Origin of the sequence: Ignatzschineria larvae DSM 13226, from assembly GCF_038500265.1 — a bacterium.
In the GTDB taxonomy this organism is placed as follows: Bacteria; Pseudomonadota; Gammaproteobacteria; order Cardiobacteriales; family Wohlfahrtiimonadaceae; genus Ignatzschineria; species Ignatzschineria larvae.
In genome coordinates this window covers 981,147-999,191 of record NZ_CP150637.1, presented here as the reverse complement: position 1 = coordinate 999,191, position 18,045 = coordinate 981,147, and the positions used below count along the sequence as shown (strand labels likewise).

Annotated in this window: 19 protein-coding genes and 1 pseudogene; 4 read left to right on the top strand and 16 right to left on the bottom strand. The window is 37.8% G+C overall.

Annotated features, from left to right (window positions below; all coding sequences use genetic code 11):
* Nucleotides 1-127: 127 nt before the first annotated feature.
* The 3 genes from WMO13_RS04285 to WMO13_RS04275 all read left to right on the top strand — a co-directional run bounded on the left by WMO13_RS04285 (nt 128) and on the right by WMO13_RS04275 (nt 3,277).
* Complete coding sequence (locus WMO13_RS04285) at nt 128-1,162, top strand: DMT family transporter (RefSeq protein WP_051396303.1); 1,035 nt, start codon at nt 128-130, stop codon at nt 1,160-1,162.
* A 460-nt stretch (nt 1,163-1,622) separates the two neighbouring features.
* Nucleotides 1,623-2,375: an ankyrin repeat domain-containing protein gene (locus WMO13_RS04280; RefSeq protein WP_034856045.1), complete on the top strand. Its 753-nt coding sequence runs from the start codon at nt 1,623-1,625 to the stop codon at nt 2,373-2,375.
* Between the two features lie 389 nt (nt 2,376-2,764).
* A complete protein-coding gene (locus WMO13_RS04275; RefSeq protein ID WP_051396304.1) occupies nt 2,765-3,277 on the top strand; it encodes a class I SAM-dependent methyltransferase in 513 nt (170 codons plus the stop codon).
* Here the strand turns inward: WMO13_RS04275 and WMO13_RS04270 are convergent.
* Nucleotides 3,274-4,346 (bottom strand): IS3 family transposase gene (locus WMO13_RS04270; RefSeq protein WP_342386822.1). Its coding sequence is split into 2 segments (ribosomal slippage): nt 3,274-4,085 and nt 4,085-4,346, totalling 1,074 coding nucleotides; the frame shifts between segments, so codons are not numbered across the junction. The genes WMO13_RS04275 and WMO13_RS04270 overlap by 4 nt on opposite strands.
* A gap of 238 nt (nt 4,347-4,584) precedes the next feature.
* Complete coding sequence (locus WMO13_RS04265; RefSeq protein ID WP_051396310.1) at nt 4,585-4,929, bottom strand: Spx/MgsR family RNA polymerase-binding regulatory protein; 345 nt, start codon at nt 4,927-4,929, stop codon at nt 4,585-4,587.
* Between the two features lie 612 nt (nt 4,930-5,541).
* Between WMO13_RS04265 and WMO13_RS04260 the strand changes: the two genes are divergently transcribed.
* Nucleotides 5,542-6,426: a sulfurtransferase gene (locus WMO13_RS04260; RefSeq protein ID WP_026879437.1), complete on the top strand. Its 885-nt coding sequence runs from the start codon at nt 5,542-5,544 to the stop codon at nt 6,424-6,426.
* A gap of 146 nt (nt 6,427-6,572) precedes the next feature.
* Here WMO13_RS04260 and WMO13_RS04255 read toward each other — a convergent pair whose 3' ends face one another.
* From WMO13_RS04255 to WMO13_RS04195, 14 genes and pseudogenes are all read right to left on the bottom strand, one after another.
* Nucleotides 6,573-6,941, bottom strand: a complete 369-nt coding sequence (locus tag WMO13_RS04255) for a type VI secretion system Vgr family protein (RefSeq protein WP_342386918.1) — start codon at nt 6,939-6,941, stop codon at nt 6,573-6,575.
* 19 nt (nt 6,942-6,960) lie between these two features.
* Nucleotides 6,961-8,172, bottom strand: a complete 1,212-nt coding sequence (locus WMO13_RS04250) for a hypothetical protein (protein WP_342386917.1) — start codon at nt 8,170-8,172, stop codon at nt 6,961-6,963.
* A 60-nt stretch (nt 8,173-8,232) separates the two neighbouring features.
* Nucleotides 8,233-9,339 (bottom strand): DUF2931 family protein, encoded by a 1,107-nt coding sequence (locus WMO13_RS04245; protein ID WP_342386913.1) that lies wholly within the window; start codon nt 9,337-9,339, stop codon nt 8,233-8,235.
* Between the two features lie 81 nt (nt 9,340-9,420).
* Nucleotides 9,421-9,786 (bottom strand): hypothetical protein, encoded by a 366-nt coding sequence (locus WMO13_RS04240; protein WP_026879441.1) that lies wholly within the window; start codon nt 9,784-9,786, stop codon nt 9,421-9,423.
* Nucleotides 9,787-9,962: 176 nt separating this feature from the next.
* On the bottom strand, nt 9,963-10,481 hold the full coding sequence (locus tag WMO13_RS04235; RefSeq protein WP_342386916.1) for a DUF2345 domain-containing protein: 519 nt from the start codon (nt 10,479-10,481) through the stop codon (nt 9,963-9,965).
* Between the two features lie 39 nt (nt 10,482-10,520).
* Nucleotides 10,521-10,661 (bottom strand): annotated as a pseudogene (locus WMO13_RS10665) (type VI secretion system Vgr family protein); the annotation flags it as partial.
* Between the two features lie 27 nt (nt 10,662-10,688).
* Nucleotides 10,689-11,471: a hypothetical protein gene (locus WMO13_RS04230; protein ID WP_026879440.1), complete on the bottom strand. Its 783-nt coding sequence runs from the start codon at nt 11,469-11,471 to the stop codon at nt 10,689-10,691.
* A gap of 110 nt (nt 11,472-11,581) precedes the next feature.
* Entirely contained in the window at nt 11,582-12,103 is a 522-nt protein-coding gene (locus WMO13_RS10660; RefSeq protein WP_416224373.1) for a DUF2515 family protein, read from the bottom strand.
* A 14-nt stretch (nt 12,104-12,117) separates the two neighbouring features.
* On the bottom strand, nt 12,118-13,125 hold the full coding sequence (locus tag WMO13_RS04220) for an IS30 family transposase (RefSeq protein WP_342386846.1): 1,008 nt from the start codon (nt 13,123-13,125) through the stop codon (nt 12,118-12,120).
* 16 nt (nt 13,126-13,141) lie between these two features.
* Nucleotides 13,142-13,819, bottom strand: coding sequence for a DUF2515 family protein (locus WMO13_RS04215; protein WP_051396312.1), 678 nt, complete (start codon nt 13,817-13,819; stop codon nt 13,142-13,144).
* Nucleotides 13,816-15,141 (bottom strand): DUF2345 domain-containing protein, encoded by a 1,326-nt coding sequence (locus WMO13_RS04210; RefSeq protein WP_342386915.1) that lies wholly within the window; start codon nt 15,139-15,141, stop codon nt 13,816-13,818. The genes WMO13_RS04215 and WMO13_RS04210 overlap by 4 nt, the downstream gene beginning before the upstream one ends.
* A 19-nt stretch (nt 15,142-15,160) precedes the next feature.
* Nucleotides 15,161-16,372, bottom strand: coding sequence for a hypothetical protein (locus tag WMO13_RS04205; protein ID WP_342386914.1), 1,212 nt, complete (start codon nt 16,370-16,372; stop codon nt 15,161-15,163).
* Nucleotides 16,373-16,432: 60 nt separating this feature from the next.
* Entirely contained in the window at nt 16,433-17,539 is a 1,107-nt protein-coding gene (locus WMO13_RS04200) for a DUF2931 family protein (RefSeq protein ID WP_342386913.1), read from the bottom strand.
* An 81-nt stretch (nt 17,540-17,620) separates the two neighbouring features.
* Nucleotides 17,621-17,986, bottom strand: coding sequence for a hypothetical protein (locus WMO13_RS04195; RefSeq protein ID WP_026879441.1), 366 nt, complete (start codon nt 17,984-17,986; stop codon nt 17,621-17,623).
* Between the last annotated feature and the right edge of the window lie 59 nt (nt 17,987-18,045).

Here is an 18,045-nt window from a genome sequence, read left to right as displayed (position 1 = left end):
CGAATAGATTATCCAATAGTGATGAATAAATGATACAAATCAGTGATAAAGGACAGTTATACAATAGCAGTGAGTAGTACAGTATTATTGTATTGAAGGTTTTAATGATAAAGGGGGAATTTTTCAAATGGCAGGTCGTCCAAACGTTTTATATGGCGCATTATTACTCATCATCGCAAGTGCATCTTGGGGCGCAATGTTCCCTGTTGCAGGGGCTATCTTTCAAGTTGTAAATCCTTTTTATTTTACGCTATTACGTTATATTCCCGTTGCGATTATTCTTGCCATTATTCTCTACTTCAAAGAGGGGCCTCGGGCTTTTCGTTCAGAAGGCCATCTATTGATGATTTGGTTCTTTGGTACAATGGGCTTTACTGTCTATAACCTCTTAATGTTTATTGGCCAAGAGCAACTCGGAGATCCCGGCGTATTGATCGCCTCGATTATGGAGGCCTCTGTGCCGATTCTCTCGGCTATTGTGATGTGGGCTTATTATCGGGTACATCCTGGAAATTTTACGCTGGGAACTATTATCATCGCTTTCATTGGTGTCTCTCTTGTTGTGACTAATGGTGATTTTAGTACAATCTTCTCCGGGGGGCGTCTATTACCATTTCTTTTTCTACTCATCGCAGCCTTAGGTTGGGCGCTCTACACAATTGGCGGTTCTCGTCTGCCACAATGGTCAGTATTACGCTACTCAACATTGAGCTTAATATACGGAATGCTCACCACTTTAGTTGTCGTAGGAATGGGCACTGCAATGGGTAAAATTACTGTTCCGACATTGCCTGAAATCTTTTCTGTCAAATATCATTTTCTCTTTATGATTCTCTTCCCGGGATTATTTGCACTTTTAGGGTGGAACAAAGGTGTTCAAAGCTTAGGGCCGCTTAATGCTGTACTTTTCATCAATATTGCCCCTATTACCACCGTTGTGATCCGTCTTGTGCAAGGACACTCCGTTGAACCGCTTGAGCTTCTTGGTGTCGCGATTGTTTGTAGTATGATTATTGCTAATAATATCTATAGTCGTTATCAATATCGCCGGAAGCTCCGAGAGAGCATCCACGACTCAATGCCTCATTATAAAGATGAATCAGAAGAGGCTGAGACGCCTACTGAAACAGTGGAAGAGATTACGCCTATTGATCGGGCTTAATGCGCAATATAATGTATAGGCTAACATCTCCCCGCTGAGAGATTAAATTTTATAATGCAGCCTAAGAAAACAGAGCAGAACGCGGATAATATTGGTTACTCATCTCAACCGCGCTCTGCTCTATCTACTTCTCATGACCTTGTTTTCAACTTTTCCTTTTCATCAATAATTCAAAAGTTTTATTTATGTCTCTATCAAAATTATCTCTATCAAAATTCACCCAATTAAATCAAATTAATCAAATAGCACACCTATAATTACCCTCGCAAATTTTTACAACTTTTTTCAATATATTCATATTTTTATGGGGTTAACATGCTACCCTGCCCCCTCTAGGCAACAAAAACCTACATAGGATTAAAGAACTAGATTAGGATTAAAGAACTAGATGGTTCTGTTTAAATCTACATCGCTTTAATCACCCTTCCCATCGTTTTTAATAAAAATAAGGTGAAAATTTATGATAAAAATTCCATTTAAAACAACGATTATAGCCTCTCTATTTCTATTAACGACTCCCTTTGCTTATAGTGCGATCTTCAATACAGATAATCCCGAAGGCTATCAACAATTTCGCTTAGATTATTCTGAAATGGTGGAAATTGCTAATCCTGATCGTTTAGCATGGCGGATGTTCTATGATAAACCCTCTGAAGGCCCTGATGCCGCTTGGTTTGATGCGGTGAAACAAGGCGATCTTGCTACGGTAAAAATTATGGTTGAGAATGGCCAAGATATTGAAGTAAAAGATGAAGCAAGCCTCGGGCAAACAGCGCTTGGTTGGGCGGCATTTATCGGTTATGAGGATATGGTCGATTATCTACTCTCTCAAAATGCGGATCTCTGGGCAACGGATCGTGGCGATGTCAGTCACGTATTGAAATCTGCGACTCTTGGTAAAAATGTCAAAGTCTTTGAAAAGCTCTATGAGCTACTGAAAGATAAGGTCGATATTAATGATCAAGCGCATGATATGCAAGGTGAAACGATGCTTATTGTTGCGGCAAGTAATGATCGCTATGAAATAGTCGATTATCTCTTAAAACAGGGTGCTGAACCTAATCGCGTAACAACGGAAACAGATGTGAATAGCCCAGCCTTCGATCAAGATGCCCTCACCTTTGCTTGTGAACGAGGCAATAACCAAGTGGTGCAATTACTCATTGAAAATGGGGCGATCAATCATCGTACCGGAAAACCGGCTTGTGATTAAACTTGTATAGTAATATCGGTTCAAAGTAAGCGTATTTAAATGCCGGCACATCGGTTGTAAGAGGTAAGGAAGCTGTTCTATCCGGCATCTTGCAAGTGTTGTTTAATACGGTTTTATCTTCTTTTAAAATCCCGTACTAGCAGCTTAAAAACTATTTGTCTTAAACCCATTTACTATACCTAAATTTACTATAACTAAGCTCGTCATTGATCTTACTCCTATCGAATCAAACGGCAGTGAAATGAGCACAAATAGTTAACAATTAAAGGGATGACGATCGTTGTCCCTTTAATTTTTAGATTTTCCCAATCTGCACTCAGCTATACGAATAGAGGGAATTAGCGTAGAATATGGCGATCTACAGCAGTTAATCATTGAATAAGGTACTTATGCCACATCCATCAGCCGATCTTATCCCTATTCTCTACAAGCGCTATGCGAAAGCGTGGCAAAAGCTTCGCCTTGAGAGCGAATTTGTGGAGCAGACTTGGCTAGATCGTTTTCTTAAACTGATTCCTGAAAATGGTACGATTCTCGATTTAGGCTGTGGCACCGGACAACCGATTGCAGAGTATTGCATTGCACAAGGATTCTCGATCTATGGTATTGATCAGGTTAAGCCCTTCATTAAACGCGCACAAAAGCAATTCCCCAATCAGACTTGGCAACTCGCTGATATCTGTGAGGTTGAGCTATCCACACAATTTGACGCGATTATTGCGTGGGATAGTCTCTTTCATCTACCTCAAGCAAAACAGTTAGTGCTATTTGCTAAACTCTCACAATGGGCGAAACCCAACGCGCCTCTACTCTTCACCAGTGGCCACGAAAATGGCGAGGCCATTGTAATCCTCCCCTTTTTAGGGCTATTTAAAAGTAGAAGGTTTCTCTTGGTTTATTAAAGTTGACACGGTGGCACAGATCCAATGGCTGAATGGGGTCTTTCATTATTATAACTCCATAGCCATTTAGTGGAGTAAATTTGTGCTTCATTGATTGTTCCAAACAGATAATTCGATAGTAACTCCTCTCTTACGGTGCGGTTAAATCGCTCAATATAAGCATTTTGTGTGGGTTTCCCCGGTTGAGTATAGATCAGAGTGATCTTCTTTGAATTAGCCCAATCAATTAATTTCTGGCTAATATATTCAGGGCCATTATCACATCGAATCGCTGCAGGCTTTCCTCTCCATTCAATAATTCTCTCTAAGGAGCGAATCACTTTTTCTGTCGGTAAACTAAAATCAATATCCACGCAAAGACCTTCTCGATTATAATCATCAATCACATTAAAAGTTCGGAAATAACGTCCATTTTGCAAGCTGTCAGACATAAAATCCATCGACCATATTTGATTAATATCTGTCGCTAATCCCAATGCTTCGGGGCAATTTCTGATGATTCGTTTTTTAGGTTTAATTCTGAGATTAAGCTCTAATTCCCGATAAACTCTTAAAACTCGTTTATGATTCCATCGGAACTTTTGAATATTTCTCAAATAATCAAAACATAAACCAAAACCCCAACGCTTATGAGCTTTAGTTAACTTCAGTAACCAAGTTTCAATGAGTCTGTTTTCGGAAGAGGCTTTGGCCTGATAGTGAAAAGCCGTTTTGCTAATCCCAAATATCTCACAAACCAAACGAATGGAGATATCTTGAGTCTTTAAAACAGCTTTAGCCATCTCTTTTCGTTGAGATGGCTTTACCACTTTCCCTCTAAAGCTTCTTGGCGGATACGGGACTTTAAACATTCTTCAGCATACATTTTTTTGAGCCTTGCATTCTCAGCTTCTAGCTCTTTTAAGCGAGTAATCATCGAGGCATCCATACCACCATATTTTGAACGCCACTTATAAAATGTCGCCGAACTAATCCCATGCTCTCGACATAAATCGGTCACTTTCACGCCTGATTCATTCTGCTTTAAGATTGACATGATTTGTGTGTCTGTGAATTTTGATTTTTTCATAGTTAATTTCTCCTAAGTAAATAATACGAGAAAATTCTACTTATAGTCGGTATTATTTTTAGGGAGGATTACACATCGGCGATTTCAATGGTCATCCGCTCTATCACGCGAGCTTATCAGAGAGTGAATATCGGCAAACCTTAATTCAGCAACAATTTGGTCTATTGCAATATCAACTACAAGATCCTAATTGTGGTTACCGTTCAGTATGGTTAGCTAAGCGCCTATAGAGAAACCTCTATAAAAATTGTTGACTAAATGCCTCTTCAGAAAACCCTACATAGGCTTTAGAACCTTCCACAATTAAAGGCCGTTTGATTAAGGTTGGATGCGCTTGTAGTACTGCAATCGCCATCGCCGGATTAAGCACCGCTTCTTTACCACTATCGCTTAATGCGCGCCAACTAGTACTCCGTTTATTCACAAGATCATCAAGATCAATCAGCTTTAAGATCCCCTGAAGCGTTTCAGTACTTAAGCCCGGATTACGATAATCAACAAACTCGTAGGTAATATGATGTTTATCTAACCAAGTAAAGGCCTTTTTCATCGTATTACAATTTTTAATTCCGTAAACAATCATTATGCAATCTCTTCTATTTATGGGTTATATTGGTTTGTATTCATTTATATGGGTTTCTAATTGCTTATTCTAGCATAATGCCGACTCACTCAAGATAAGCCTTTCGAACTTCATTCATTTAAAATAGGCAACATTGTTATATTTATCTAACTTATTGTTAACATTTGAATTACTTTTAGTAATCAATGGCAGTATTCTCCCTTATTTTGATTAAAAAATAACATCAAGAACCGATCTAGCTATTGTGAGAAATCGCTAAATCCACTATTCTATTACAAGAATTCATAAGAAAAAGTTATAAAAGATGTTACAGAAGTGGTAACACAAGATGATTTTTAATAAAAATAGATCTCACGATACCTCAAGAAGCTATTGTGCAACCTCGTAAGATGACATGCCTATTGATCGTTATAACGCCTCGTTATCTCACAAGCGATGAACATTCTCGCTATAGATCTATTTTACAATCCTGCTTTTTTAGCACATCACGTGCCTGTCGAATACCTAAATTCAGGACTTAACGGTAATCTCTGTTAAGATTTTAAGGGTGCGTATAGTTCAAGAAAGGCAATATTTTAACGACTTGCTTACATACATAATAAGGAGTTTACAATGCAAGTGTCACCCCTCATTCAAGTTGAGGAACTATCGAGTCACCTTTCAGATGCAAATTGGAAAGTGATCGATGTAAGATATGATTTAGCTGATCCTCAATATGGACAAAATAGTTACCAAACAGCCCGGATTCCCGGCGCACTTTGGCTTGATTTAGAAGAGGATCTCTGCGCAGAGCGCACAGGCTACAATGGCCGTCATCCATTAGCCTCACAAGATGTTCTCATCGAAAAATTACAAAATCTCGGGATTAATAACGATGATCATATCGTTTTCTACGATGATCAAAATAGTATGCTCGCCTGCCACGCGTGGTGGATTTTACGTTATTTAGGCCACGAGTCTGTGCAAGTACTCGATGGTGGCTATAAAGCGTGGGTTGATGCGGGCTTAGCGCTTGAAACAGATAATCCGCAAGCGATTAATGAACAAGGCGATATCGAGCTCAAAGAGAGCGATTTTGAAGTGGTCTTCTTAGCGGAAATCCTTGATCACATTCTAGGCAATCGTCAGGAAGGATTGCAACTTGTCGATGCAAGAAGCGCAGCACGATTTGAAGGGAAAGAGGAACCCCTTGACCCTGTTGCCGGCCATATTCCCACTGCAATCAATTATCCCTTTGCCCAAAACCTCACAGAAAAAGGGACTTTCAAAGATCCTGCAACACTCAAATCAGAGTGGCTTGCTTTCTTAGACGGTATTGAGCCTGCAACAGTCGTGCATCAATGTGGTTCAGGTGTATCTGCTTGCCACAATCTCTTTGCGCTCTATTATGCCGGTTTAGGTATTTCACGCCTCTATCACGGCTCTTGGAGCGAATGGTGTTCAGACCATAATCGTCCGATTGTAACAGGCCCTGAAGGCAATGAAGTGCCTTACTAAGCAATAATAAAGAGTAGTAAAGGTATAAAATGGTTGATTGATCATAGAGATCAACCATTCAATAATAGATATAAAATAATCCCGCTTATTGAGTATAGATGATCAATCTTTCATCTTATTTAAGAGCGGGATCAAAAAAGGGAGGATTACACATCGCCGCGATGATCAGGATGTTTATCAACTCGGTGTTCTGATTTAATATAGCCGAGTGAGAGCTGGGATACGCCGTGTGTAGAATGGAGCATCGCTTTTATCTTCGTATAGGTATCATCTAAGATTAATTCGTTATAACCACTACCTTTAACCTCTTGCCCGACTCGTGGCAATTGCATCGAACCCCATCCTGCACCGGCCCAATCTTGGGAGACTCGAATCCAGCAACTTAAACCAGAATCATTACTCGGCTCAGGTGTGGTATAGCGCTCACCGCTGATATCTTCTTTATAGCACCCGGGATAATCGCAATGAAAATAGATAGAATTTTGATAAATGAAATTACATCCAGTATCCCTCATTAGAGCATTATCCTATCTCTTAATCCACGCTAGGCATCTTATAGTTAGGATCTTCAATAACAGGTTTATATAGTTCGGGAATATCTTCGATATAGAACATCGTACTTTCTATACGGCGGATTTTATCACCATTTTTTAAAAATAAACGATGTCCGGTAAAATCGGCAGATAAATCTAATTGTAGTTGTAATTTCACATCAGGATCTAACGCTGACATTATTTCAAATGACTTCATAATTTCATCGTCATCAAACTTAAAACGAACTCTTTTTACAACTCCCGGGTTTGGCGATAGTTCTGTGCCTTCTAAATAAACCGTCAAATGATTAGGCGGCGCATGACGATCTCGAAAAGTGTTTTTACCATCTTGATAGATGTTATACATCTCCGCATTAGTGTAAACAGAATTAAAAGGACCTTTTATCTTGTAAAAAGAATTGCCGACAAGCTCCCAATCATATCGTTTCATCCGGCGTTCCCACTTCTCGGTACTAAATGAGAGAGTCCCGTCGTGATATGCTTTTTGAAATTCCTCTGTTTGATAAGAGAGTCGGCGATTAAATACCTCATCTCCTGTCTCATTGAGACGTGAGCCTAAAGTTATTTTGTAGCTCTCAAAATTAATATCTGTGGGTTCTGCTTGAAGCTCTCCAAGAAGATAAGTTTCTCCACCCCCTGACATATAAACGTAGGCTAGCCCACTGGGCATGGCATAAATATTGAACGAAAAATTTCCTAAAATATAATCTTGTCCAAAATTACGACGATCAACAATGCAATCATCCGCTCCATCATTAACATTTTTGAAACAATGATACTTGAGTTTTTCCATAAAGATGGGATCGAAGTCAAAACGTATTTTCCAGCCTTGTTTTTCAAACAATGAGTACCATTGCAGATAGATCCCCGTTGGGAATTCAGCCCGATTAGAAACAGACGTTTCAATACCGCCATTTCGCCAAAATCCTCCTTGGAAATCTCCTAAAGTCGGAAAAGAGGTCACTATTCTATCAATTTTCTCCCCAGTTTCTTGATTTTCCTCTGTCAAGTAGAGGTAACTATTATGCCCACCGAACAAGAGATTAAATTCTTGAGGAGCACCCAATGTTACCGTATATCCAAAAATATCTACTTCTTGCTCTTTTTCATCAGGCTCTGGGAAAAATTGGATCGTTATTGTAATGATTACCGCAGCTAGTCCGATTAATAAATACTTTAAGCTTCTTTTCATAAAAAAATATTACCATTACTCATTTTTAAGGATTTAATTAGTGATAAACAGAAATTCACTTTAATCTACGCTAGGCATCTTATAGTTAGGATCTTCAATAACGGGTTTATATAGTTCGGGTATATCTTCAATATAGAACATTGTAGGTTTTAAACGTACAGCTCTATTACCATTAGCTAATATTAATCGATGAGATTTAAAATCAGCTGACATATCAATTTCTAATGTGATTTTATTATTTGGATCAATAGCTTCCATAACCTCAAAGGCTTCCATAATCTCATCATCATCAAACTTAAACCTCACTCGTTCTACTCTACCGGGATTAGGCGATAATTCTGTGCCTTCTAAATAAACCGTCAAATGATTAGGCGGCGCATGACGATCTCGAAAAGTGTTTTTACCATCTTGATAGATGTTATACATCTCCGCATTAGTATAAACAGCATTAAAAGGACCTTTGACTTTATAGAAAGAATTGCCGACAAGCTCCCAATCATATCGTTTCATCCGGCGTTCCCACTTCTCGGTACTAAATGAGAGAGTCCCGTCGTGATATGCTTTTTGAAATTCCTCTGTTTGATAAGAGAGTCGGCGATTAAATACCTCATCTCCTGTCTCATTGAGACGCGAGCCTAAAGTTTTTTTATAGATTTCAAAGTTTATATCTATTGGTTCTGCTTGAATTTCTCCTAAAAAATAGGTCTCACCTGCACCACTAATATAAACATAGGCTAAGCCGCTGGGCATTGCATAAATATCAAATGAAAAAATATTCTTTTTAGCTGTAAGACAATCTTCGTACCCTCTAACCACATTCATAAAGCAATGTTGTTTTATTTGTGACATAAATTCCGGATTAAAATCATAACGACCCGCCCAACCTTGCTTTTCAAATAAGGAATACCATCTTAAAAAAATTCCTGATGGGAATTCAGCTTCATTACCGCCCGATGTTACTTTACTACCTAGACGCCAAAATCCACCTTTAAAATCCCCTAAAGTGGGAAATGTAGTTACTTTACGATCTACCAGGTTTCCAGATTTCTCATTTAATTCTGATAAATATAAATAGCTATTATGTCCTCCAAATAATAAATTATATTCTTTAGGGGCGCTTAATCGCACAACATAACTGTATTCATCTAGTTTTGAGTTGCTATCCATATTTGTATTACATCCTAATAATAAAATTGAGCTGATGCCATAAAATAAAAAGTGATTAAGATAACTAACTATGCTCTTCATTCAGCCACCTTTTACAGTCGGGCGCTTTACTTCTTTGTCCCACCAATGTCTATTTTTACTACTACTCCCTTCATTTTCAATTCCCGTTACTCCAAGATTGATACCGTATTCAACTCCAACCTCTTTTTTAGGATGTATATCATATTCATTTCTAGTTTGTGTCATACTTTCCTTTATTTCGAGTACTTCTTTCGTAGATAAATTTATATTAGATAATCGCCAAATAGGATTTAAGCTATTACAGATATAAGTGGCATATAAATCTTTTTTATCTTGTTCATCATTAAATACACTCGATATATCAAATGCATACTCTCCATGTTCGTGAAGATGTTTCTGTAAAAATTCTTGAACTGCGTCATCCATTTTTTTTAAAATCTCAGCCCTTTTGAGGGTAATTTCCTTTTGGTATTTTCTTGCTTCAGTAGCTTTTACATCCTCACCTGATTTTGCCTTATCAAAAATTGTTTTCCGTTCCGAAATTCGTTCTTGTTCATTATTAAAAATAATTTGTAATCCTCGATTACAAACATCTCATCATTTTACATCGGGTTTTCTGAATCATAATTGGTAAAGTTATAAGGCATGTTATTACTACCGACTACATTAAAACCTGCCGTTTTAATGTCTAAAGGTTGAGGCCCTCCAATTTCTACTTTTCCATCCTTAATCCGAATAAAAGCGCCACCTGAAGTGAGGAATATTTCTTTGTCTGCAGCTATAATTACTCGGTCATCATTCGAGATCACTCTCAGCTCTTGTTTTGATGATAATTCCAACTCATTATTCTGAGCCTGAATCTTCATGCGTCCTTGGTTCGCTATCAAGTTGAGATCTTTTTCTACCGCGAGGATTGAGACATTTGTTTTTGCTGCCACTCTGAAATCCTTAAAGCTACTCATATCAATACTTTGATAGCTGGTCAGCGCAATATTTTGACTGCTCGAAGCTTGAATGCTTTTGGGACTAGTTAGCGCAATGCCTTCCGGAGAGCTTAAGAGCATTCCCGGCGATTTGAGTTCTTGATAGACACCTTTAAACTGAGATTCTTGATTATCCACATCTGTGCGATAGGTTTGAGATGTATCGGCTGCTCTTGCTAGCTCTCTCGCAAGCGCAAGCGCTTGTTCAAGTTGAACAATGGATTCCTCGAGATCAAGTTGCTTTTTCTCCGCCTTCTCTCTGATATCTGTGGAGATATATAAACCTTTGCCGGCACGAATAGCGCCCCACTCATCGATGCGAAGTTCAAAATAATTATTAGCGTGTTATTGTGCATATTGCCAAATATCAGGATAAATATAGTCTTCATTTATACGATAGCCATCATTCTTAGCTTTTATCTCTCTTAGCTCACGACTAGTGTCATACCTTGTTTTCTCGCTATTCAGTACTTCTTTAAATTCACCCTCACTCATTCCTTCCTTTTTATTGCCGTTGTGAGCAAGATATCTAAAAGTAGTAAACTCATAACGAGTCGAATATTGCTCTTTTTCATCATCTTGATAACGTCTTTGAATAGATAGTGATAACGTTATTTCATTATTATATAGCTCAAATCCTACTCCAAAATTTTTATCTAATACATCTCGCCATACTTCATAGCTTAGTATATAAGTAGGATCTATAATTTCTCCCTTCTCCAAAGCATATTTCAAATTATCTTCAGAATGGATTCTAGGAAAAGTAGGCTTAAAATATTGTTGCCAGCCCTTTTCATTAATTTGTTTTACCAATGCAACATATGCTTCATAAGCTTGTTCGGGCGTTGTGTATTCATCATAATGTAAACTACCGCTTACAGTAATATCTTGAATGCCTCTTTTCATGCGCGCATAATCAACTCCACCGGCCCATAAAACATTGGGAATAATAAAATCACTAAACTCTGTAATAATTTTAACAGCGCCTAGTTGTGGTGCCTTCCAATGTATATCTATAAAGTTAAGCCCTACTGGATGTGTCTCGATATTACCATATGCATACTTTAAAAAATCCTCTCGCCCTTCTTCCCAAAAATGTAATTCCAAAGGTTGATAAATTTGTCCCATCTTATTCTCCTTAGTGAGGTTTCTATCTTGAAATAGATAATAAATTATAAAAAATAAAAAAAGGGTGCTTATCAAAAATAGTCCTCGTTTTTTACTCATATTTTTCCATCCTATATTTTCCCATCATTTGATGCTCGATCGATATATTTTAAATCTGTTTGATCAAACTCCCATCCAGCAATAATCTTCAACTCATCGTAAAGAAATGGTTGGCCTTTTTCATCACTCATTAATTTATGGTATCTAGCAGCAGCTACATTAATCCAAGCCATTCGACTATCCTCCTCTTCAGCAATTGTTTCTGGTAAAGGCGGAATATAAACATCGTCTTCGATTTGAGATAATGTATCCTGATGCCTTTCTGAACCCACTTTTGTATACTCCATGGATTCCTTTGTTTCTGGATTTACAATGATATATTTTACTTTTTTTACAGCCTCCACATCATAATCACTAGATAGTACTAAAGTTGTACTCGGTAAAGCTCCTGTCCATCCAAACCATCTTGTTGCCCAAGAACCAAACTTGACGGAGCCATTTTTCCAAACGAGATCTTGTAAAATATTACGTTGTTCTTGATCTCCTATCGCTGATAATTGCTCCCTTAGCTTTTTAGATGCTTGAGTTCCAATTTCTAACGCAACAGTTAATGTTTCGTCATCTGAGTAGCTTCATATTCCTTGTGAAATAGTTCTGTAATAACTTCGATAGGCGATCTAAAATTAAAGCGTTTTCGAGGTCGACTATTGAGTGATAGCGCTATTTCATCAAGCTCTTCCTGACTATGAATAGAAAGATCTGTCCCTTTGGGCAAGTATTGTCGTATCAAACCATTGATATTCTCATTACTCCCTCTTTGCCAGGGGCTATGGGGATCACAAAAGTAGATAGCAACTCCCGTATTTTGCGTGATTTGAGCATGATAAGCCATTTCTTTCCCTCGATCATAGGTCATTGTTCGTGCAAATGTTAAAGGTACTCGATTGAGTGCTGCGCTAAACCCTATAACGGCAGAGGTTGCGGTTGCATCTTCCATTTTGATTAACATAACATAACCACTAGTGCGCTCAACTAATGTGCCGACAGCTGAAGCGTTGCCTTTTCCTTTGATCAAATCACCTTCCCAATGTCCAGGTGTTAAACGATCTTTAACTTCTGGAGGACGTAAGTGAATACTTACTAAATCAGGAATTTGCCCTCTTCTATCCACAGTTCCTTTTCGGGGTTTTCGTGTGGTACGTCCTTGCCTTAAACATTGGAGTAATTCTTTTTTTAATTGGCCAACGGGTAAAGCATACAAGGCATTGTAGATTGTTTCTTGGCAAACATAGTAACTAGAATTAGCCATCTTTTTAAGTACCCCGGATATTTGTTCAGGAGATAATTTAGCACGTAAACACTGTTCCACAAAACCAAATAAGACCGTTCCTGGCGTTAGTTTTTCATCAGGGGCGCATCTCTTTCTAGCTTGTAAATAGGCGTACTGTGCCTTTGTTGCAGCATAGTGATCTTTATCCTCAACTCTTTTTAACTCTCTGGAAATTGTCGAAGGCGATCGGTTTAGCTCTTTAGCAATGGTTCGAATACTTTTATTAAGTTGTATACCAACTTCAATATTGATCCGTTCATTAAGTGATAATCTTGAATAGTTCATGGCAACATTTTACTCCTTAAGTAAGTGTTGCGCTAGGAATTGGATTCCGCCATGCTAATTTATATTTTTCAAAATCATCTGGCTTATTTAAAAAAATGGATTCTATTTCTTTAACTTTTATAAAAGCATTTTCAATTTCTTTTGTTTTATTCATCTTCCTGATGTCTATAGGGACATCGTTAAACCAAGGTAAATTCGTCATAACTTCTTTAAGATGTTCAAAACTCTCGGTATCACGACTTTCAAAACAACTTTCAAATGATTTGGGACAGGCACTCCAGGCATAATGCCAAGGTGCTAAATCCATGAATAACCAAAAATTACCTTTTGCAAATACATTTGCAGCTTCTCGTATTCCCACTTTAAACCCTGTAGCTGTTCCAAAATGACTAAAAACCATTCCCATAGTTTTTGATGCAAAAGCGCCAAACCCCATCCAGTAGTATCGTCCTCTTACTTTTTCATTACCATAAGCTTCAGTTTCTAAAAATATTTTGGCATAAATTGCGGCAATCCTTCTAGCTCTAGCCTCATAACCTAGTTCTATTTTATAAATATTTTTTTCTTCATCCTGTAAATTAGACATTCTCTTAATAGCTTCTTGCTGCCAATATTCCCAAAATGGTGAGCATTCTAACTTAACTGGCTTACAACTTTGCTCTTCTAGATTTGTAAAACTCCAATCAAGACTCATATTTTTTCCTCCCTATTTTGGTTATTTTCGTTTACTTCTTGGAAATTAGGATCTTCCTCCACCTCTTCTAAACTCATCCAAGCAATATTTAATTCCAATTTTTCTTCAGATTCTGTATAAACTTCTCTTGTTTCCCCTTCGGCATTAGATCGTGCTCTGAAAGAGTCCCCTTGAGATTTAACCTCATAATCAATGAAAGGTATTGGTTTGCCCGATGGAAATGCCATCGAAAACCTCTCTTTATAAAGTTGAGGCTTATAAGCTGGAAATCCTTTTGTATCGACCCCTAGAGATTCTGCTCCAACGACATTAAAGCCAGCCGTTTTAATGTCTAAAGGTTGAGGTCCACCAATTTCTACTTTTCCATCTTTAATGAGAATATAAGCTCCACCCGATACAAGTTTGATACCGTTTTGAGCCGCGATCACAATACTATTATCATTCGAGATCACTCTCAGCTCTTGTTTTGATGATAATTCCAACTCATTATTCTGAGCCTGAATCTTCATGCGTCCTTGGTTCGCTATCAAGTTGAGATCTTTTTCTACCGCGAGGATTGAAACGTTTGTTTTTGCTGCCACTCTGAAATCCTTAAAGCTACTCATATCAATACTTTGATAGCTGGTCAGCGCAATATTTTGACTGCTCGAAGCTTGAATGCTTTTGGGACTAGTTAGCGCAATGCCTTCCGGAGAGCTTAAGAGCATTCCCGGCAATTTGAGTTCTTGATAGACTCCTTTAAACTGAGATTCTTGATTATCTACATCTGTGCGATAGGTTTGAGACGTATCTGCTGCTCTTGCTAGCTCTCTCGCAAGCGCAAGCGCTTGTTCAAGTTGAACAATGGATTCCTCGAGATCAAGCTGTTTTTTCTCCGCCTTCTCTCTGATATCTGTGGAGATATATAAACCTTTGCCGGCACGAATAGCGCCCCACTCATCCGTTCTAAGTTCAAAGCCATCGCCACGGTGATCAGGATGTTTATTAACTCGGTGTTCTGATTTAATATAGCCGAGTGAAAGCTGGGATGCGCCGTGTGTCGAATGGAGCATCGCTTTTATCTTCGTATAGGTATCATCTAAGATTAATTCGTTATAACCACTGCCTTTAACCTCTTGCCCGACTCGTGGCAATTGCATCGAACCCCAACCTGCACCGGCCCAATCTTGGGAGACCCGAATCCAGCAACTTAAACCAGAATCATTACTCGGCTCAGGTGTGGTATAGCACTCACCGCTGATATCTTCTTTATAGCACCCGAGACAATCGCAATGAAAATAGATAGAATTTTGATAAATGAAATTACATCCAGTATCCCTCATTAGAGTATTACCCTATCTCTTAATCCACGCTAGGCATCTTATAGTTAGGATCTTCAATAACAGGTTTATATAGTTCGGGAATATCTTCGATATAGAACATCGTACTTTCTATACGGCGGATTTTATCACCATTTTTTAAAAATAAACGATGTCCGGTAAAATCGGCAGATAAATCTAATTGTAGTTGTAATTTCACATCAGGATCTAACGCTGACATTATTTCAAATGACTTCATAATTTCATCGTCATCAAACTTAAAACGAACTCTTTTTACAACTCCCGGGTTTGGCGATAGTTCTGTACCTTCTAAATAAACCGTCAAATGATTAGGCGGCGCATGACGATCTCGAAAAGTGTTTTTACCATCTTGATAGATGTTATACATCTCCGCATTAGTATAAACAGCATTAAAAGGACCTTTGACTTTATAGAAAGAATTGCCGACAAGCTCCCAATCATATCGTTTCATCCGGCGTTCCCACTTCTCGGTACTAAATGAGAGAGTCCCGTCGTGATATGCTTTTTGAAATTCCTCTGTTTGATAAGAGAGTCGGCGATTAAATACCTCATCTCCTGTCTCATTGAGACGTGAGCCTAAAGTTATTTTGTAGCTCTCAAAATTAATATCTGTGGGTTCTGCTTGAAGCTCTCCAAGAAGATAAGTTTCTCCACCCCCTGACATATAAACGTAGGCTAGCCCACTGGGCATGGCGTAGATAGAAAAATTAAAACTTCCTAAAATATAATTCTGACCAAAATTACGCCGATCTATCATACATACTTGAGCACCTCGATTAACATTTCTAAAACAGTGATGTTTGAGCTTCTCCATAAAGATGGGATCGAAGTCAAAACGTATTTTCCAGCCTTGTTTTTCAAACAATGAGTACCATTGCAGATAGATCCCCGTTGGGAATTCAGCTCTATTACTATTAGATGTCTTAGTACCGCCATTTCGCCAAAATCCTCCTTGGAAATCTCCTAAAGTCGGAAAAGAGGTCACTATTCTATCAATTTTCTCCCCAGTTTCTTGATTTTTCTCTGTCAAGTAGAGGTAACTATTATGCCCGCCGAACAAAAGATTAAATTCTTGAGGAGCACCCAATGTTACCGTATATCCAAAAATATCTACTTCTTGCTCTTTTTCATCAGGCTCTGGGAAAAATTGGATCGTTATTGTAATGATTACCGCAGCTAGTCCGATTAATAAATACTTTAAGCTTCTTTTCATAAAAAAATATTACCATTACTCATTTTTAAGGATTTAATTAGTGATAAACAGAAATTCACTTTAATCTACGCTAGGCATCTTATAGTTAGGATCTTCAATAACGGGTTTATATAGTTCGGGTATATCTTCAATATAGAACATTGTAGGTTTTAAACGTACAGCTCTATTACCATTAGCTAATATTAATCGATGAGATTTAAAATCAGCTGACATATCAATTTCTAATGTGATTTTATTATTTGGATCAATAGCTTCCATAACCTCAAAGGCTTCCATAATCTCATCATCATCAAACTTAAACCTCACTCGTTCTACTCTACCGGGATTAGGCGATAATTCTGTGCCTTCTAAATAAACCGTCAAATGATTAGGCGGCGCATGACGATCTCGAAAAGTGTTTTTACCATCTTGATAGATGTTATACATCTCCGCATTAGTATAAACAGCATTAAAAGGACCTTTGACTTTATAGAAAGAATTGCCGACAAGCTCCCAATCATATCGTTTCATCCGGCGTTCCCACTTCTCGGTACTAAATGAGAGAGTCCCGTCGTGATATGCTTTTTGAAATTCCTCTGTTTGATAAGAGAGTCGGCGATTAAATACCTCATCTCCTGTCTCATTGAGACGCGAGCCTAAAGTTTTTTTATAGATTTCAAAGTTTATATCTATTGGTTCTGCTTGAATTTCTCCTAAAAAATAGGTCTCACCTGCACCACTAATATAAACATAGGCTAAGCCGCTGGGCATTGCATAAATATCAAATGAAAAAATATTCTTTTTAGCTGTAAGACAATCTTCGTACCCTCTAACCACATTCATAAAGCAATGTTGTTTTATTTGTGACATAAATTCCGGATTAAAATCATAACGACCCGCCCAACCTTGCTTTTCAAATAAGGAATACCATCTTAAAAAAATTCCTGATGGGAATTCAGCTTCATTACCGCCCGATGTTACTTTACTACCTAGACGCCAAAATCCACCTTTAAAATCCCCTAAAGTGGGAAATGTAGTTACTTTACGATCTACCAGGTTTCCAGATTTCTCATTTAATTCTGATAAATATAAATAGCTATTATGTCCTCCAAATAATAAATTATATTCTTTAGGGGCGCTTAATCGCACAACATAACTGTATTCATCTAGTTTTGAGTTGCTATCCATATTTGTATTACATCCTAATAATAAAATTGAGCTGATGCCATAAAATAAAAAGTGATTAAGATAACTAACTATGCTCTTCATTCAGCCACCTTTTACAGTCGGGCGCTTTACTTCTTTGTCCCACCAATGTCTATTTTTACTACTACTCCCTTCATTTTCAATTCCCGTTACTCCAAGATTGATACCGTATTCAACTCCAACCTCTTTTTTAGGATGTATATCATATTCATTTCTAGTTTGTGTCATACTTTCCTTTATTTCGAGTACTTCTTTCGTAGATAAATTTATATTAGATAATCGCCAAATAGGATTTAAGCTATTACAGATATAAGTGGCATATAAATCTTTTTTATCTTGTTCATCATTAAATACACTCGATATATCAAATGCATACTCTCCATGTTCGTGAAGATGTTTCTGTAAAAATTCTTGAACTGCGTCATCCATTTTTTTTAAAATCTCAGCCCTTTTGAGGGTAATTTCCTTTTGGTATTTTCTTGCTTCAG

What these genes read in the sequence shown, in the direction of transcription:
- WMO13_RS04285 (WP_051396303.1), top strand. Translation starts at nt 128, where the DNA reads ATGGCAGGTCGTCCAAACGTTTTATATGGCGCATTATTACTCATCATC.
- WMO13_RS04280 (WP_034856045.1), top strand. Translation starts at nt 1,623, where the DNA reads ATGATAAAAATTCCATTTAAAACAACGATTATAGCCTCTCTATTTCTA.
- WMO13_RS04275 (WP_051396304.1), top strand. Translation starts at nt 2,765, where the DNA reads ATGCCACATCCATCAGCCGATCTTATCCCTATTCTCTACAAGCGCTAT.
- WMO13_RS04265 (WP_051396310.1), bottom strand. Translation starts at nt 4,929, where the DNA reads ATGATTGTTTACGGAATTAAAAATTGTAATACGATGAAAAAGGCCTTT.
- WMO13_RS04260 (WP_026879437.1), top strand. Translation starts at nt 5,542, where the DNA reads ATGCAAGTGTCACCCCTCATTCAAGTTGAGGAACTATCGAGTCACCTT.
- WMO13_RS04255 (WP_342386918.1), bottom strand. Translation starts at nt 6,941, where the DNA reads ATGAGGGATACTGGATGTAATTTCATTTATCAAAATTCTATCTATTTT.
- WMO13_RS04250 (WP_342386917.1), bottom strand. Translation starts at nt 8,172, where the DNA reads ATGAAAAGAAGCTTAAAGTATTTATTAATCGGACTAGCTGCGGTAATC.
- WMO13_RS04245 (WP_342386913.1), bottom strand. Translation starts at nt 9,339, where the DNA reads ATGGATAGCAACTCAAAACTAGATGAATACAGTTATGTTGTGCGATTA.
- WMO13_RS04240 (WP_026879441.1), bottom strand. Translation starts at nt 9,786, where the DNA reads ATGGATGACGCAGTTCAAGAATTTTTACAGAAACATCTTCACGAACAT.
- WMO13_RS04230 (WP_026879440.1), bottom strand. Translation starts at nt 11,471, where the DNA reads ATGGGACAAATTTATCAACCTTTGGAATTACATTTTTGGGAAGAAGGG.
- WMO13_RS04220 (WP_342386846.1), bottom strand. Translation starts at nt 13,125, where the DNA reads ATGAACTATTCAAGATTATCACTTAATGAACGGATCAATATTGAAGTT.
- WMO13_RS04215 (WP_051396312.1), bottom strand. Translation starts at nt 13,819, where the DNA reads ATGAGTCTTGATTGGAGTTTTACAAATCTAGAAGAGCAAAGTTGTAAG.
- WMO13_RS04210 (WP_342386915.1), bottom strand. Translation starts at nt 15,141, where the DNA reads ATGAGGGATACTGGATGTAATTTCATTTATCAAAATTCTATCTATTTT.
- WMO13_RS04205 (WP_342386914.1), bottom strand. Translation starts at nt 16,372, where the DNA reads ATGAAAAGAAGCTTAAAGTATTTATTAATCGGACTAGCTGCGGTAATC.
- WMO13_RS04200 (WP_342386913.1), bottom strand. Translation starts at nt 17,539, where the DNA reads ATGGATAGCAACTCAAAACTAGATGAATACAGTTATGTTGTGCGATTA.
- WMO13_RS04195 (WP_026879441.1), bottom strand. Translation starts at nt 17,986, where the DNA reads ATGGATGACGCAGTTCAAGAATTTTTACAGAAACATCTTCACGAACAT.